General features: G+C 34.0%; 15 protein-coding genes. 1 reads left to right on the top strand and 14 read right to left on the bottom strand.

Features of this window, described 5'->3' with window-relative positions:
* From proC to gcvP, 3 genes are all read right to left on the bottom strand, one after another.
* Complete coding sequence (proC, locus tag Q0845_RS23245; protein WP_298518820.1) at positions 1 to 795, bottom strand: pyrroline-5-carboxylate reductase; 795 nt, start codon at positions 793 to 795, stop codon at positions 1 to 3.
* A 1-nt stretch (position 796) separates the two neighbouring features.
* Positions 797 to 1855, bottom strand: a complete 1059-nt coding sequence (locus Q0845_RS23240; RefSeq protein ID WP_298518817.1) for a 3-oxoacyl-ACP synthase III family protein — start codon at positions 1853 to 1855, stop codon at positions 797 to 799.
* Between the two features lie 243 nt (positions 1856 to 2098).
* On the bottom strand, positions 2099 to 4945 hold the full coding sequence (gcvP, locus tag Q0845_RS23235) for an aminomethyl-transferring glycine dehydrogenase (protein ID WP_298518814.1): 2847 nt from the start codon (positions 4943 to 4945) through the stop codon (positions 2099 to 2101).
* Between the two features lie 148 nt (positions 4946 to 5093).
* Between gcvP and Q0845_RS23230 the strand changes: the two genes are divergently transcribed.
* On the top strand, positions 5094 to 5909 hold the full coding sequence (locus tag Q0845_RS23230) for a hypothetical protein (protein ID WP_298518810.1): 816 nt from the start codon (positions 5094 to 5096) through the stop codon (positions 5907 to 5909).
* On the opposite strand, the gene Q0845_RS23225 is transcribed toward Q0845_RS23230, so the two are convergent.
* The 11 genes from Q0845_RS23225 to Q0845_RS23175 form a co-directional block, all read right to left on the bottom strand.
* Positions 5910 to 6167, bottom strand: coding sequence for a hypothetical protein (locus Q0845_RS23225; RefSeq protein WP_298518807.1), 258 nt, complete (start codon positions 6165 to 6167; stop codon positions 5910 to 5912).
* Positions 6168 to 6178: 11 nt separating this feature from the next.
* Positions 6179 to 6733, bottom strand: coding sequence for a sigma-70 family RNA polymerase sigma factor (locus Q0845_RS23220; protein WP_298518804.1), 555 nt, complete (start codon positions 6731 to 6733; stop codon positions 6179 to 6181).
* Positions 6734 to 6808: 75 nt separating this feature from the next.
* Positions 6809 to 7273, bottom strand: coding sequence for an SRPBCC family protein (locus Q0845_RS23215; protein ID WP_298518802.1), 465 nt, complete (start codon positions 7271 to 7273; stop codon positions 6809 to 6811).
* Between the two features lie 41 nt (positions 7274 to 7314).
* Entirely contained in the window at positions 7315 to 7806 is a 492-nt protein-coding gene (locus Q0845_RS23210; protein ID WP_298518799.1) for a hypothetical protein, read from the bottom strand.
* Between the two features lie 105 nt (positions 7807 to 7911).
* Positions 7912 to 8604 carry a hypothetical protein gene (locus Q0845_RS23205; RefSeq protein ID WP_298518797.1) on the bottom strand — a complete coding sequence of 231 codons (693 nt, stop codon included), beginning with the start codon at positions 8602 to 8604 and terminating at the stop codon, positions 7912 to 7914.
* 11 nt (positions 8605 to 8615) lie between these two features.
* Positions 8616 to 9530 (bottom strand): TIGR01777 family oxidoreductase, encoded by a 915-nt coding sequence (locus tag Q0845_RS23200; RefSeq protein WP_298518794.1) that lies wholly within the window; start codon positions 9528 to 9530, stop codon positions 8616 to 8618.
* 5 nt (positions 9531 to 9535) lie between these two features.
* On the bottom strand, positions 9536 to 10423 hold the full coding sequence (locus tag Q0845_RS23195) for a class I SAM-dependent methyltransferase (RefSeq protein ID WP_298518792.1): 888 nt from the start codon (positions 10421 to 10423) through the stop codon (positions 9536 to 9538).
* Between the two features lie 14 nt (positions 10424 to 10437).
* The gene (locus Q0845_RS23190) at positions 10438 to 10878 is read right to left on the bottom strand and encodes a hypothetical protein (RefSeq protein WP_298518789.1); all 441 of its coding nucleotides are present in this window, start codon (positions 10876 to 10878) and stop codon (positions 10438 to 10440) included.
* Complete coding sequence (locus Q0845_RS23185; RefSeq protein WP_298518786.1) at positions 10875 to 11204, bottom strand: hypothetical protein; 330 nt, start codon at positions 11202 to 11204, stop codon at positions 10875 to 10877. Before Q0845_RS23185 ends, Q0845_RS23190 begins: the two co-directional genes overlap by 4 nt.
* An 87-nt stretch (positions 11205 to 11291) precedes the next feature.
* Positions 11292 to 11795 carry a MarR family transcriptional regulator gene (locus tag Q0845_RS23180; RefSeq protein WP_298518783.1) on the bottom strand — a complete coding sequence of 168 codons (504 nt, stop codon included), beginning with the start codon at positions 11793 to 11795 and terminating at the stop codon, positions 11292 to 11294.
* 181 nt (positions 11796 to 11976) lie between these two features.
* Positions 11977 to 14010, bottom strand: a complete 2034-nt coding sequence (locus tag Q0845_RS23175) for a M3 family metallopeptidase (RefSeq protein WP_298518780.1) — start codon at positions 14008 to 14010, stop codon at positions 11977 to 11979.
* Positions 14011 to 14054: the final 44 nt, after the last annotated feature.

Below are 14054 nucleotides of genomic sequence, written 5' to 3'. Positions count from 1 at the left end.
TTATTTCTTCTGAATCGTTTCAATAGAAGTTTTAATTCCTTTAATTAATGATGAGCTAAATCCTTGATGTTCCATTTCGTTCAATCCTGCAATAGTGCAACCTTTTGGCGTGGTTACTTTGTCTATTTCTTCTTCAGGATGATTGCCGTTTTGGAGTAATAATTCACTGGCACCTTTTACGGTTTGAGACGCAATTTTTGTGGCTGTTTTGGCATCAAATCCAATTTCAATTCCACCTTGAATCATCGCGCGGATAAAACGCAAAACATAGGCAATTCCACAAGCACCTAATACGGTTGCTGCGTCCATTAAACTTTCGTCAATTTCAATAGTTTCGCCTAAAGCATCGAAAATAAATTTTGTTTTAGACATGTTTTCTGCGGAAGCATTATGCGTAGCTAAACAGGTAAGCGATTCGCCAATAGCTGCAGCCGTATTTGGCATGGCGCGTACTATTTGAATATCATCATTGACACATGCCGATAGTTGTGCTAAAGAAAAGTCACTAATCACAGAAATGATCAAATGTTCAGACGTAATATGAGGAGCGAGTTCTTTTAAAACACTTTCAATTCGATACGGTTTTAAGGCAAAAATTAACGTTTTCGATTGTTGTACTGCCAATACATTGTCCGAAGTTGTATGCACACCTTGTGACTTCAAGTCTTCTAGAAGTTCAACTTTATTGCGTGTGACATAAATTTGCGAAGGATTGTTGTGTTGTTTCAACAATCCTTGTGCAATAGATTTTCCTAAGTTTCCGCCACCAATAATGGCAATCGTATCTTGATTCATGCTAATATTTATAAACAATCGCGTTGATGTTCATTCCAGCACCAACACTTGCAAACATAATAATGTCGCCTTTTTGTATATCTTGATTATCTACTTGTCCTTTGGTAACCATATCGAATAAAGTAGGAATTGTTGCTACTGAACTATTTCCTAAATTATGAATAATCATTGGCATAATGCTTTCGGGAGCTTCTTTGCCATACAAACTGTAAAAACGCTCTATAATGGCTTCATCCATCTTCTCATTGGCTTGATGAATAAATATTTTCTTTAAATCATCAATAGCAACACCACTTTTATCCAGACATGCTTTCATGGCAGCAGGAACATTTGTCAATGCAAACTCGTATATTTTACGCCCGTACATTTTTATGTAACGCGTATCATTACACAAGTCAGGATTGTTTGATTTTCCAAAGTATAAATAATGCGCTTCTTCATAAGAATGTGTAGCAGTTTCATGTGCAATAATACCACAATCTTCGGTGGTAGCTTCAATAATAGTTGCACCAGCACCATCTGAATAAATCATAGAATCTCGGTCGTGTACATCTACAACTCTCGATAATGTTTCCGAACCAATAATGAGGCATTTTTTTGCAATTCCCGCTTTGATAAATGCATACGCTTGTATCATTCCTTCAAGCCAACCTGGACAACCAAATACAACATCGTAGGCTACACATTTTGGATTTTTTATACGCAAATTGTGTTTTACTCTACTCGCTAAACTTGGTACCATATCGCTTTGAACAGTACGGTGTTTTACGTCACCAAAATTATGAGCAAAAATGATATAGTCTAAGGTTTCAGGATCAATATTGGCATTTGCAATTGCTTTTTCAGCGGCAAAAAAACCTAAGTCAGAAGAAGAATGATGCGTTTCTGCATATCTACGTTCATCAATTCCTGTAATGGCTTGGAATTTTTTTATAATGATAGCTGTATTTTGCTTAAAAGGACTGCCGTCTTCATTTAAGAATTTGTGTTCAAGGAAAGCTTCATTGATTTCAACTTCAGAGGGAATATAACATCCTGTCCCAGTTATTTTCACTTTCATACAATCATAGGTTTTTTGGGATTATAAGCTACTAAATTAACGATAATAGGCTTTTAATTATTTAGAGGATGCTTCAAAATTAACATTTTTGAGGATAATGCACTGAAACGTTAAGGTTTTGAGGAATTCGTAAAATAAAGCGCTTAAAGATGATAATTCATCAAAGAAGAATAGAAAGAGTTCAAAAAAAGGAGCGTTTGTTTGAACGCTCCTTATATATTCTATTTGTATGTTTTAAAAACGTTATGCTTCCGCATATGCTTCAATAGGCGCACATGTACAAATTAAGTTTCGATCTCCATACGCATCGTCTACTCTACGAACTGATGGCCAAAATTTATTGTCGGCAACATATGGTAATGGAAATGCTGCTTTTTGACGTGAGTAGGGAAGATCCCATTCGTCAGCAGTTAACATGCCAAGTGTATGTGGCGCATTTTTCATTACATTGTTCGTGTCACTAGCAGTTGCTTCTGAAATTTCTTCAAAGATAGCTAACATTGCATCACAGAATCTATCTAATTCTGTTACGCTTTCACTTTCCGTTGGTTCAATCATGATGGTTCCTGCTACTGGGAACGATACTGTTGGCGCGTGGAAACCATAGTCCATCAAACGTTTTGCAATATCTGTTACCTCAATTCCGTGTTGTTTAAACGGTCTGCAGTCAATAATCATTTCGTGCGCACAACGTCCGCGTTCATTTGTATATAAAATATCAAATTTTGTTTCCAAACGTCCTTTGATATAGTTTGCATTTAAAATTGCGTATTCGGTAGCTTCTGTCAATCCTCTTGAACCTAACATGGCAATGTATCCGTAAGAGATTAAACATACCAATGCGCTTCCCCAAGGAGCTGAAGAAATTGCTGTAATGGCTTTTTCTCCACCAGTTTCAATAATTGGATTGCTTGGTAAGAAAGGTTTTAAATGTGCTGCAACACAAATTGGTCCTACACCAGGTCCACCACCACCATGTGGAATAGCGAATGTTTTGTGTAGGTTTAAGTGACAAACGTCTGCACCAATTGTTGCAGGATTTGTCAATCCTACTTGTGCATTCATGTTGGCGCCATCCATATATACTTGTCCACCATTATCGTGAATAATTTGCGTGATTTCTTTAATAGTAGCTTCAAAAACTCCATGTGTTGAAGGATAGGTTACCATCAATGCAGCTAAGTTGTCTTTATGCAATAGTGCTTTTTCACGTAAATCATCTACATCAATGTTTCCATCTTCTGTAGTTTTGGTTACAACTACTTTCATTCCTGCCATTACTGCACTTGCTGGATTGGTTCCGTGTGCAGATGCTGGAATTAGACAGATATTTCTGTGTGTATCACCTCTAGATTCATGATATGCTCTAATCACCATTAATCCTGCAAATTCTCCTTGCGCTCCAGAGTTTGGTTGCAATGAAGTTCCTGCGAATCCTGTAATTACATTCAATTGGTGTTCTAGTTCTTTCAGTAAAATTTGATATCCTTCTGCTTGTTCTACAGGAACAAATGGGTGAATATTATTCCACTGAGCTGAACTTAACGATAACATTTCCGCCGCAGCGTTTAATTTCATCGTACAAGAACCTAAAGCAATCATGGAATGGTTTAATGATAAATCTTTACGTTCTAATTTTTTGATGTAACGCATCATTTCCGTTTCCGAATGATAGCTGTTAAATACAGCTTCTTCCATAAACGTAGTTTCACGAACTACAGTAGCTGTAATTTTTGAAGTATTTGTATGTTCAAATTCGATGGTTTCTTTTTCAACAGAAGCAGCTAAGATGAACACGATGTCTTGTAAATCGCGCGTTGTTGTTGCTTCATTGATTGAAATTCCAATCGTTTCGTCGTCTATATATAAAAAGTTTACTTCGTTTTGCGTTGCAATTTCTTTCACTTTTGCTGCATTTGCTTTGATGACAATGGTATCAAAGAAAGAAGTATTGGTTTGTTCAAAACCTAATTTTTCAAGTGTATTAGCTAAACTAACCGTATTTGTATGTACTTTATTCGCGATATATCTCAATCCGTTTGGACCATGATATACAGCATACATTCCTGCCATTACTGCTAGTAAAACTTGCGCAGTACAAATGTTAGATGTTGCTTTATCTCTTTTGATGTGTTGCTCACGTGTTTGTAGTGCCATTCGCAATGCACGATTTCCATCAGTATCTTTGGTAATTCCGATAATACGACCCGGAATATTACGTTTATACGCTTCTTTTGTGGCGAAGAAACCAGCGTGTGGTCCACCATATCCTAAAGGAATTCCAAAACGTTGCGTTGTTCCAACAACAACATCAACACCAAAGCTTCCTGGTGATTCTAATAATACTAAACTTAAAATATCTGCGGCAACAGCAACTCTGATTTCGTTTTCATTCGCTTTTTCAGTGAACGCTTTGTAATCAAAAATTTGTCCGTATTTCCCTGGATATTGTAATAAAGCTCCAAAATAGTCTGATGAAAAGTCAAATTCTTCATGATTTCCAAAAACCAATTCAATTCCAATAGGAATGGCACGTGTTTTTAGTAAAGAAATTGTTTGTGGTAATACTTCGTTAGATACAAAGAATTTTGCCACATTTGCTTTTTTCTGTGCTCTTGATCGTACACCAAATAACATCGTCATGGCTTCTGCGGCAGCTGTACTTTCATCTAAAAGTGAAGCATTGGCAAGTTCCATACCTGTAAGTTCTGTAACTACTGTTTGGAAGTTTAATAAAGCTTCCAATCTACCTTGTGCAATTTCGGCTTGATACGGAGTATAAGCAGTATACCATCCTGGATTTTCAAAAATATTACGTTGAACAACAGGAGGCGTTACAGCTTCATGATATCCTAAACCGATATAAGATTTGAAGATTTTATTGTGACCAGCTAAATGTTGCATGTGCGACAAAAATTCGTTTTCACTCAATCCTTCAGGAAGTGAAAGAGAGTTTTGTAAACGAATCTCACTTGGAATCGTTTCATCAATAAGTTGTTCTAACGAATCAACTCCAATAGTTTGCAACATTTGCGGAACATCATGAGTTCGTGTTCCGTTATGTCTTAATGAAAAAGAATCAGTTTTCATCAGCTAATAATATTTTCTTTTATGGTTGTGTATATGGCATGCAAAAATACAATTAAAAAATCACTTCTTTACAATTTTATAAGCTCAGCAATCTAGAAAGTTTTTAACTAAAAAGTTGGGTTATGAACAGTTTGGCTATTTTTGTTTAATGAATGTTTTAAAAAAGCTTTTCAATTTTTATTTAGATAGCAGTATTCATATTGGATGTAGTGTGTATGCTTTGACATATTGTACGCTATTTTTATTTGATTTACCGTACGATGAAGCTGTTTTATATTTCACATTTTATGGTACTATTGTTACATATAATTTTATAAAATATGGAAGTTCGGCAAAACAATACTTTTTTGTAGCTACAAAATATATCAAGTTGATTCAATTTTTGAGTTTTGTGTGCTTTGTATTGGCTTCGTATTATGCATATCAAATGCAGTTCAAAACATTATTAATTGCTGTTGGATTGTGTTTATTGTCATCTTTATATATCATTCCGTTTTTACCCAAACAGAAGAATCTTAGAACGTTAACAGGCTTTAAAATTTCTATTGTTGCTTTGTGTTGGGCTGGTGTTACGGTAGTGTTGCCTATTGTAAATGCAGATGTTTCTATCACTGAAACAACTGTAGCTTTGATAGCTTTTCAGCGTTTTGTATTGGTGTTGATTTTAATGATTCCTTTTGAGATAAGTGACTTGTCTTATGATGCAGCAGCTTTAGGAACGTTGCCACAACGTATTGGCACTCGCCGTACCAAACAATTAGCTTATGTATGGATTGTACTGTTTGTAATTCTTGAATACTTAATAAGAAATAATTTGTCTACAGCCTTTTTTATAACTGTCGGCATTGGTGTTTTATTGGTGTTTTGTATTTGGAAATCAAGCATAAAAAAATCGAAATACTTTACATCCTTTTGGATAGAAAGTATTCCGATTCTATGGTTCTTACTTCTATTACTTACGTAATTAGTATTTGCTCATTTCTTCTTGCAGCTTGCGTTGCATTTCTTCTTTTCTGTCTTGCTCAATCGTGTCAATGTTTGATTTCTTTACAAGTTTTGTCAACTTGTTATTATTACTAGAATATCCTCTTGTAATACGACACCAAGACAATCTTACGTTTAGCTTTACTTTTTCCCAGAAGCTTGCTTCACCATATTGCGTCTTATCACAAATATGTTTTGCTTCTTCACAGGAAATAAAAAATTTATATTTTGTACTCATCTACTTTATTATTAATACCAGTTCTGTTCGAGGCATCCAGAGAGCGCTGTTCGTGCTCTATGAATGATAACCCACAGGTTAGACGCAGTTATATTTAATTCATTACAAATAGTTTCGGTATCGTATCCTAAAATGGTTTTCATTTTAAAAATCTTAGCCTGCTTTTCAGGAAGTTTGTCGATGCAATCTTCAATAGCAAGTCCGAGTTCTTCGTTTTGTATTTGGTCTTCGGCATTTTTGTCGTAACCATCGGCTACGCGTTCTTCTAACCAATCGCCTTCAGATTCTGTATCAGAATTGTAATTTATTCTAACTTCTGCTTGTCCTTTTTTGGAGTTTATTTTGCGATAATAATCAATGATTTTTCGCTTCAATATGGAGATGAGCCAAGTTCTTTCGGATGCTTCTCCTTTGAAATTTGCCATTGATTTTAATCCGGCAAAAAATGTCTCTTGGACTAAATCTTGCGCAGTTTCTCTATCTTTCACCCTAACAATTGTGTAATTGAAAAGGTAATCCGCATAGAGCGTAATCCACTTGTTAGGATCCAGTTGATTGTTTGGCATTTGAGTGCTATTATTTTTTCAAAAGTAATTGATAATTGTTGAAATAAAAAATTATCAAGGAGAATGAAAAATCTGTCAATCTGTTAAATTTAACAATTCTGAACGTTGTTTGATATATTGATTTCGTTCTAAGAGAAATTTTGTGAGATACGATTTTAAAATAAAGTAGTTAAAAAGTTGTCCAAAAATGCTGTAGGGAACTTCATATTTGAACACATCAATCATTTCAGTTTCCATGCCTACCGTTTTAAAAATATGTTCGTGACGTAGACTTTTAAAAACACCTTTTACCATTTCATCTACAAAAAATGTAGGCGATTCAAATTCAGAAATAATACTTGTATGTTTTAGATACAATCCAAAATGTTTGGCGCGCCAAGTGACTGTTTCTCCTAAATTAATTTTACCCGAAGTCCTGCCTGCAATTGCTTTTTCACGTGTGTTTTTGGTGGAATTTTCATGTTCCGTAATATCTCTAGCCATGTCAAAAACTGTAAGGATTGGCGCGTTTATTTTGGTGCTTAGGAGGATTGTAGTCATGAATTATTCTTATTAATACATTTAATCTTCTCAAATGTAAATTACTCAAATTTCATTCTATGAAATATGGTATTGTATATGTGGTTTTTGTATTGTTTTTTATCAATAACTGTATCAATTCGATTATCGAAATACGGTTCAAATACTGCATAATCTCTTTTTGCCACTTTCAACTTAAAACAATCGCCTACTTTTATTTTGTGTTTATCAATTTTTCCAGGTCTAGTAAAATATGTTCTATGAAACACGGTATCATTTTTAACAAAATAGAAAAATATTCTATCTTCTACACCTTTCCTTTTTGATGCTCTCTCTTTTAATTTTTCAATAACACCTATGGTTATAAAAGAATCAGCAAGTTGTTTTTCTTTATAGTTTTTTAGAGTTTTAGACAAAAAAACTAATATCATGAAAGTAACGACAAGAGTTAAAATTGCATAAAAAGTATCCCTTTTAGTCCAAGGTTTTCTCTTCTTTTTGAGGTGCTTGCTTTTTTTTCGCCAATTTCCTTTTAAGATATCTATAATGTGCATTTTCAAATGTAATACTTTCGTCGATAGGTCCCAAAAATCGTTTGAATGGGCGCTTTTATTTTAGTATTGAGATGAATAGTAGTCATGCTTTAAAAGAAAATAGTATTATTCATTGAGTTTGTCATGAGCGGATTTCAATTTTTTTTGTAATCCGATGGGACTCAATTTTCGTTTTACAAATTCTCTGGCGAGAAAATCATAAGCGGCACCAGTACTATACAAGCCAGTTACTTGTGTGTTGTTATACTTTTCCAGATATTCTAAAGAAAAATCTTGGATAGCACTGAGTATTTCTGCATACATATCTGCGTCAACTTCAAAATCTGTAGGCAATGATTTCAAATAACTTTCTTCATAAAAAGTAAAACCAAATTTGTTCTTTATAAGGTCAAATTCAAATGGAAGTTTTGTGATTTCTTCTTCATTATAGTAAATATGTTCATGAATAAATTTGATTTTATTTGAAGATAGTTGTTCAATTCCAATAATAGAAAAACGATTGTCTTTCATTGCTTTGGAAGCATTCACAACAAAATTTGTACGCTCAACAGCCAATAGCATCAAATTTTCTTCTTTTTTAGATTTAATAATTTTGTAGCTTTTATGAATGTGGTCATTACACTGAAGATTTTCTTCACATTTATACTCATACAAAGTATCATTTTGTTTTGTTATGGACGTAAGTTCATTGTCACTAATGAAATAATATTTTGAATTCGACACGTTTTTTGAGCAAGAAGCGATCAATAAAAACACTATAATTATTGATATGCCTTTTATAAAGTTTCTTTTTTTCATGAGATGAGTTTTTAACGGTTGATAATTTCTTGAATTGCTTTTTCAGCAGTTGGATATTGAAATTGAAAACCAGCAGCAACTAATTTTTCAGGAATGACAAACCTGCTTTTTAAAATCAATTCAGCTTCGGTTTTGATTATACGAGCTCCAAATTTGAGCAACCATTTTGGCTGAAAAAGTCCAAAAGGAACATTCATTACTTTACGGATAGTTTTCATAAAGCTTTTATTTGGGATTGGATTTGGAGCCGTAATATTGAATACTCCAGAAACTTGTTTTTCCAATAAAAATGCTACAGCACGACAAAAATCATGCTCGTGAATCCAGCTTACTTTTTGCTTTCCATTTCCTTGTGTGCCTCCTAAACCAAATTTCACTAAGTTTTTTAATGGAATAAACGCACCGCCATTTTTTCCTAATACGATCGAAGTTCGCAAAGCAATTTTATGAGTTTTAGGAGTGTTGCAACTGTAAAAAGCTTTTTCCCAAGATTTAGCGACATTCATAGAAAAATCGTTTCCAATGATTCCGTTTTCTTCCGTCATTTTACGATCTAACGAATGTTCATAAATAGTCGCAGTTGAAGAATTCATCCAAACTTTTGGAGGCACAGCACAGGCTTGTATTGCTTTTCCTAACACTTTTGTGGAATTCACTCTAGAGTTTAAAATTTCAGCTTTGTTTTTTTCGTTGTAGCGACAATCTACCGACTTTCCAGTAAGGTTGATCAGTACAGCAGCACCTTCCAATTCGGTCATCCAAATGTCAAGTGTTTTTGCGTTCCATGCTACATAACGCAACTTGTTGTTGCCTGTTTTTTTAGCGTTTCTAGACAGTACGATTATTTCGTAATTCTTAGTTAAGAAATAAGCGATTAATGATTGTCCTAAAAATCCGCTTCCGCCAGCGATTACCATTTTTTTCATATCTATTATTTTTTAGCTGTGATTATATAATACCCAAAATTCATCATGCTCAAACTTGTCAATAAAGCAAAGAAGGAGCCTTTTAAATTCTTTTTACTTTCAGGTTTTAGCGGTTCTTTTTTGAATAGTTTTTTCAGAATAAATCCGCTGATTGCAAATGGTACATGCAATACAGAAGGCGCTACACGATACCAAATATTTTGCACTTTGATTTCTTTGAAGCCAATTCTTTCCAAATCAGAAACCACACGATTAATATTTCCTAAACTTTGTAAACTCCACGACTCGCATAAACCTCTGTACGTATATTTTGCAAGCGGATTCATGTTCTTGAAATCCTTTTTTGTGAATGCATCTGCAATGACAAAGGTGGAATTTGGTTTTAAAATTCGGTATGTTTCTTCCAAAGCATCTGTACTACAACCTGAATGACATAAACTCTCAATCGCCATGGCACCATCAAACGAATTTTCTTTTAAAAGTGTGTTGCGATAATCTCTGTTTAAAATGGTACCGCGTTCAGAACGTAATAATTCATTTCCTTTTTCCACTTGAAATGGAGAAATCGTCAAACCTGTAATCGCCAATTTTGGATAGTTTGCAATTCCGTGACGAATAGAAGCGCCCATTCCGCAACCTAAATCCACAATATGCTTTTTCTGATTTTCAATGTTCAATCGTTTCAATACTTCCTTATTCATTTGATTCAACATAGTATCACGTGTAAACAAAGAAGTTTTAAAAGGAATATAAAAGCCAAAGTGCATGTTTAGATCTTTACTCCAAAAGCTATAATCATCTGTAGCTTTGTCATAAAAATCAATAATCTGTTCTTTATTGGTAGGCTTTTGTAATTCTTTTTGTAAATAGGTGAGTAGACAGAGATTTTTCATGATGTTGCTGTTTTTTAATTGAAATAAATTCCAATCAGGTTATACGTAAATAGTAATGTGTACACAGTTGCAAACAATACAAATAGTGTATTCATGCAGTACGAACCAATTTTAAAAATAGGTTGTTGTGGAATGGTGTACATAGGATAATATGCAATTTGCGTTGCCACTTTTCCAACCCAATACATTCCTATCAATCCAGTAATCGCTAATGCTAAATGTGTTTGATTTTTTAAATCGTTCGTCAGTAAAATTGCAATCACACCAAAAGAAAAGTTTAATCCTTGAATGTATCTGCCATACGTTTTGGCAATTTCTTGATTTAATGGTTTTAGTTTTTTGACATCCGTATACCAATCAAAAACACGATGACGTATGTACGGATAAATTAAAGCGGTAAATATTTGACCAATTCCGCCTAGGATAATTAGCCAATTTGGAATAAAATCTTTCATAATACTTTTTGATTAAGTTCAAATACGATATACGTGAAATAAATGGCAATACTCATAGGTAAAAATATAAGGATGTATATATTGTTGGAGAATATTTGTGTAGCGCCGTAATAGCATAAGAGACAAGAAGTAGCCAACACACAGTAAATAAGTAAATGTGTTTTTATTTTTTTAGAAAACTTGTTGTAGTTGAAAAGAAGTATAAAGAAGAACAATACTTGAATGCCGCCTAAAACTATTTGCATCATGAGTCCTGGGAAAAGCATTGAATATCCCAAAATTGTCAATCCTAAAATGATGTTGTTGGTGTAATAAATGAATTTCATAACTATTGTATTTTTTAAACTTTCAATAAATATTGAAAGATATGTTAAAAATAAAAAGGAAAATGAATTCCTTTCGTGTGTGTTTTTTTATTTTAAGAGCTTAATAAATGTCTTTGTCAACCAATTAGACTCTTGATTTACGACTCGATTTAAAATTGAATCTGCTGTATCTGCCAATTCATGCAAGGCTTTTGTTTGTTTGATAAATTCTTTCGTTTCAGCAGTTCCATTGTCTTCAATATTACTGACTTCTTTTAAGACCTTTAATGTTGGTTGAATTTCTCTTCGACTTCGTTCTCTCGCTATCTGTCGTGCAAGTTCATTCACGTCTTTCTCTGAGGTAAAGTATTCTTTTCGTTCGCCTGCTTTGGAAGTCTTAAAGACAATTCCCCAATCGATTAACTGACGTAAATTCATACTTGTATTTCCTCTGGAAATGTGCAATTCTTCCATCACATCTTCCATCGATAACGGTTCAGGAGAAATGAGCAATAAGGCATGAATTTGTGCCATGGCTTTGTTAATTCCCCAAAGTGATCCTAAGGATCCCCAAGTTTGTATAAACTTATCTTTTGCATCTTTGTATTCCATGGTTCAAATATATAAAAATTTTCAAACTTTCAAAAATTATTGAAACTTTAATTTTGTTTCAAGAAAATTTTGTCAAAAAAAAAGTTCGTCACAAACATTGTTTTCATGCTTGCAACGAACTTTAGTATATCTAACAGTCTAACAGTCTAACAGTCTAACTCAGTCTAAGTAGTCTAAAAATCTATTCCGTTAACAATCCTGCACGTTTTAAGAGTGCTTCTGGTTTTGGTTCGCTTCCGCGGAAACGCTTATATAAAGTCATAGGATGTTCGGTACCACCTTTTGATAATACGTTTTCTGCAAACTTCGCAGCAATTTCTTTGCTAAAGATGTCATGTTCTTTAAAATACTCAAAAGCATCTGCATCCAAGACTTCAGCCCATTTATAACTGTAGTATCCCGAAGAATAACCACCTTGAAATATATGTGAAAAAGCAGTACTCATCGCTGTTTTAGGATTTTTTGGAAACAAACGTGTGTTTTCAAAAGCAGCTTGTTCGTGTGCTTTTACATCAGTAATATTTGTTGGATCGATTCCATGCCAATTCATATCTAACAAGCCAAAACTTAACTGACGCATGGTTGCCATTCCTTCTAAGAAGGTTGCCGAAGCTTTGATTTTTTCTATGTATTCCATCGGAATGACTTCTCCTGTTTCATAATGCTTTGCAAATATGGCGAGCGCTTCTGCTTCATAACACCAGTTTTCCATGACTTGACTTGGCAATTCCACAAAATCCCAAAAAACAGAAGTTCCGCTTAAACTTGGATAGGTTGTATCTGCCAACATGCCGTGCAATGCATGTCCGAATTCGTGAAATAACGTAGTTACCTCATTAAATGTCAACAAAGAAGGTTTAGATTCCGTTGGCTTTGTGAAGTTACATACAATAGATACATGCGGACGTTCTACAACACCATCTTTTCGTTGTTGTGATTTGTAGGATGTCATCCAAGCGCCATTTCGTTTTCCTTTTCTCGGATGGAAATCAGCATAAAAAACGGCTACAAAATTATCTTTTGCATCAAACACTTCATAGGTTTTTACATCTTCATGGTATACATCAATATCTGAAACCTGCTCAAAACGAATATCAAATAACTTTTCAGCTACAGTAAAAGCACCAGCAGTTACATTTTCAAGTTTAAAATAAGGCTTTAGTTTTTCATCATCCAAGTTGAATAATTCTTGCTTTAATTTTTCAGAATAATAAGCACTGTCCCAACTCTGTAATTGCTCAATTCCATCTAACTTTTTTGCAAAATTTGACAACTGTTTGAATTCACGTTCAGCCGCCGGTTTTGCCTTTTCGAGCAATTCATTTAAGAAAGAAATTACTTTTTCAGGTGTTTCTGCCATGCGCTCTTCTAAAACAAAATGTGCATGCGTTTCATACCCTAATAAATTGGCACGTTGATGGCGTAATTTAGCAATTTGCAATACATTCGCCTGGTTGTCTAATTCATCATTTTTAAATGCTTTAGAACCAAATGCTGTGGCCATTTGTTGACGCAAGTCACGGTTTTCAGCATATTTCATAAAAGGAATATAGCTAGGATAATTGAGTGTGAAAATCCATCCTTCTTTATCTTCACTTTTTGCAATGGCTTTAGCAGCTTCGAGTGCACCATTTGGAATTCCAGCTACATCTTTTTCATTTGTTAAATGCAATTGAAACTTATTGGTTTCTGCAAGTACATTTTCGCCAAATGTCAAGCTGAGTTTGGATAGTTTTTTATCGATTTCTCGAAGTATTTCTTTTTTGTCAGCTGGTAAATTAGCACCATTTCGTGAAAACGATTTAAATTTTTTATCGAGTAATGTGTGTTGCTCTGTACTTAAATTGAGTGTATCTTTTTGAGCATATACAGCTTTCACTCTTTCAAATAAAGCGTCATTCAAAATAATATCGTTAGACCATTCAGACAATTTAGGAGAAATTTCCTGAGCCATTTTTTGAATATTCTCGTTCGTTTCTGCTGAATTCAAATTGAAGAAAATACTTGTAACACGATTCAGTTGTTCGCCAGAGTATTCTAATGTCTCAATGGTATTTTCAAAAGTTGGCGCCTGTTGATTGGCAACAATTTGGTCAATTTCTTTTTTTGCTTTTGCAATTTCCGCATCTACTGCGCTGATGAACTCGTTTTCATTAATTTGTGAAAAAGGAGCTGTTGTATATTTTGTAGAAAACTTTGAAGTTAAAATATTCATTAGTTATTGTGTATTTGATCGAAATCCAAAATGTATCATTATAG

This window comes from uncultured Kordia sp. (genome assembly GCF_947489565.1).
Taxonomy (GTDB): domain Bacteria; phylum Bacteroidota; class Bacteroidia; order Flavobacteriales; family Flavobacteriaceae; genus Kordia.
Note: the sequence above shows the minus strand (reverse complement) of the source record. Positions and strands in the feature narration are given on the sequence as shown.

Excerpts from the sequence above, each read along its gene's own strand:
- gcvP (WP_298518814.1), bottom strand. The coding sequence starts at position 4,945 with ATGAAAACTGATTCTTTTTCATTAAGACATAACGGAACACGAACTCAT.
- Q0845_RS23195 (WP_298518792.1), bottom strand. The coding sequence starts at position 10,423 with ATGAAAAATCTCTGTCTACTCACCTATTTACAAAAAGAATTACAAAAG.
- Q0845_RS23180 (WP_298518783.1), bottom strand. The coding sequence starts at position 11,795 with ATGGAATACAAAGATGCAAAAGATAAGTTTATACAAACTTGGGGATCC.
- Q0845_RS23190 (WP_298518789.1), bottom strand. The coding sequence starts at position 10,878 with ATGAAAGATTTTATTCCAAATTGGCTAATTATCCTAGGCGGAATTGGT.
- Q0845_RS23210 (WP_298518799.1), bottom strand. The coding sequence starts at position 7,806 with ATGCACATTATAGATATCTTAAAAGGAAATTGGCGAAAAAAAAGCAAG.
- Q0845_RS23220 (WP_298518804.1), bottom strand. The coding sequence starts at position 6,733 with ATGCCAAACAATCAACTGGATCCTAACAAGTGGATTACGCTCTATGCG.
- proC (WP_298518820.1), bottom strand. The coding sequence starts at position 795 with ATGAATCAAGATACGATTGCCATTATTGGTGGCGGAAACTTAGGAAAA.
- Q0845_RS23240 (WP_298518817.1), bottom strand. The coding sequence starts at position 1,855 with ATGAAAGTGAAAATAACTGGGACAGGATGTTATATTCCCTCTGAAGTT.
- Q0845_RS23225 (WP_298518807.1), bottom strand. The coding sequence starts at position 6,167 with ATGAGTACAAAATATAAATTTTTTATTTCCTGTGAAGAAGCAAAACAT.
- Q0845_RS23205 (WP_298518797.1), bottom strand. The coding sequence starts at position 8,604 with ATGAAAAAAAGAAACTTTATAAAAGGCATATCAATAATTATAGTGTTT.
- Q0845_RS23200 (WP_298518794.1), bottom strand. The coding sequence starts at position 9,530 with ATGAAAAAAATGGTAATCGCTGGCGGAAGCGGATTTTTAGGACAATCA.
- Q0845_RS23185 (WP_298518786.1), bottom strand. The coding sequence starts at position 11,204 with ATGAAATTCATTTATTACACCAACAACATCATTTTAGGATTGACAATT.
- Q0845_RS23230 (WP_298518810.1), top strand. The coding sequence starts at position 5,094 with ATGAATGTTTTAAAAAAGCTTTTCAATTTTTATTTAGATAGCAGTATT.
- Q0845_RS23215 (WP_298518802.1), bottom strand. The coding sequence starts at position 7,273 with ATGACTACAATCCTCCTAAGCACCAAAATAAACGCGCCAATCCTTACA.
- Q0845_RS23175 (WP_298518780.1), bottom strand. The coding sequence starts at position 14,010 with ATGAATATTTTAACTTCAAAGTTTTCTACAAAATATACAACAGCTCCT.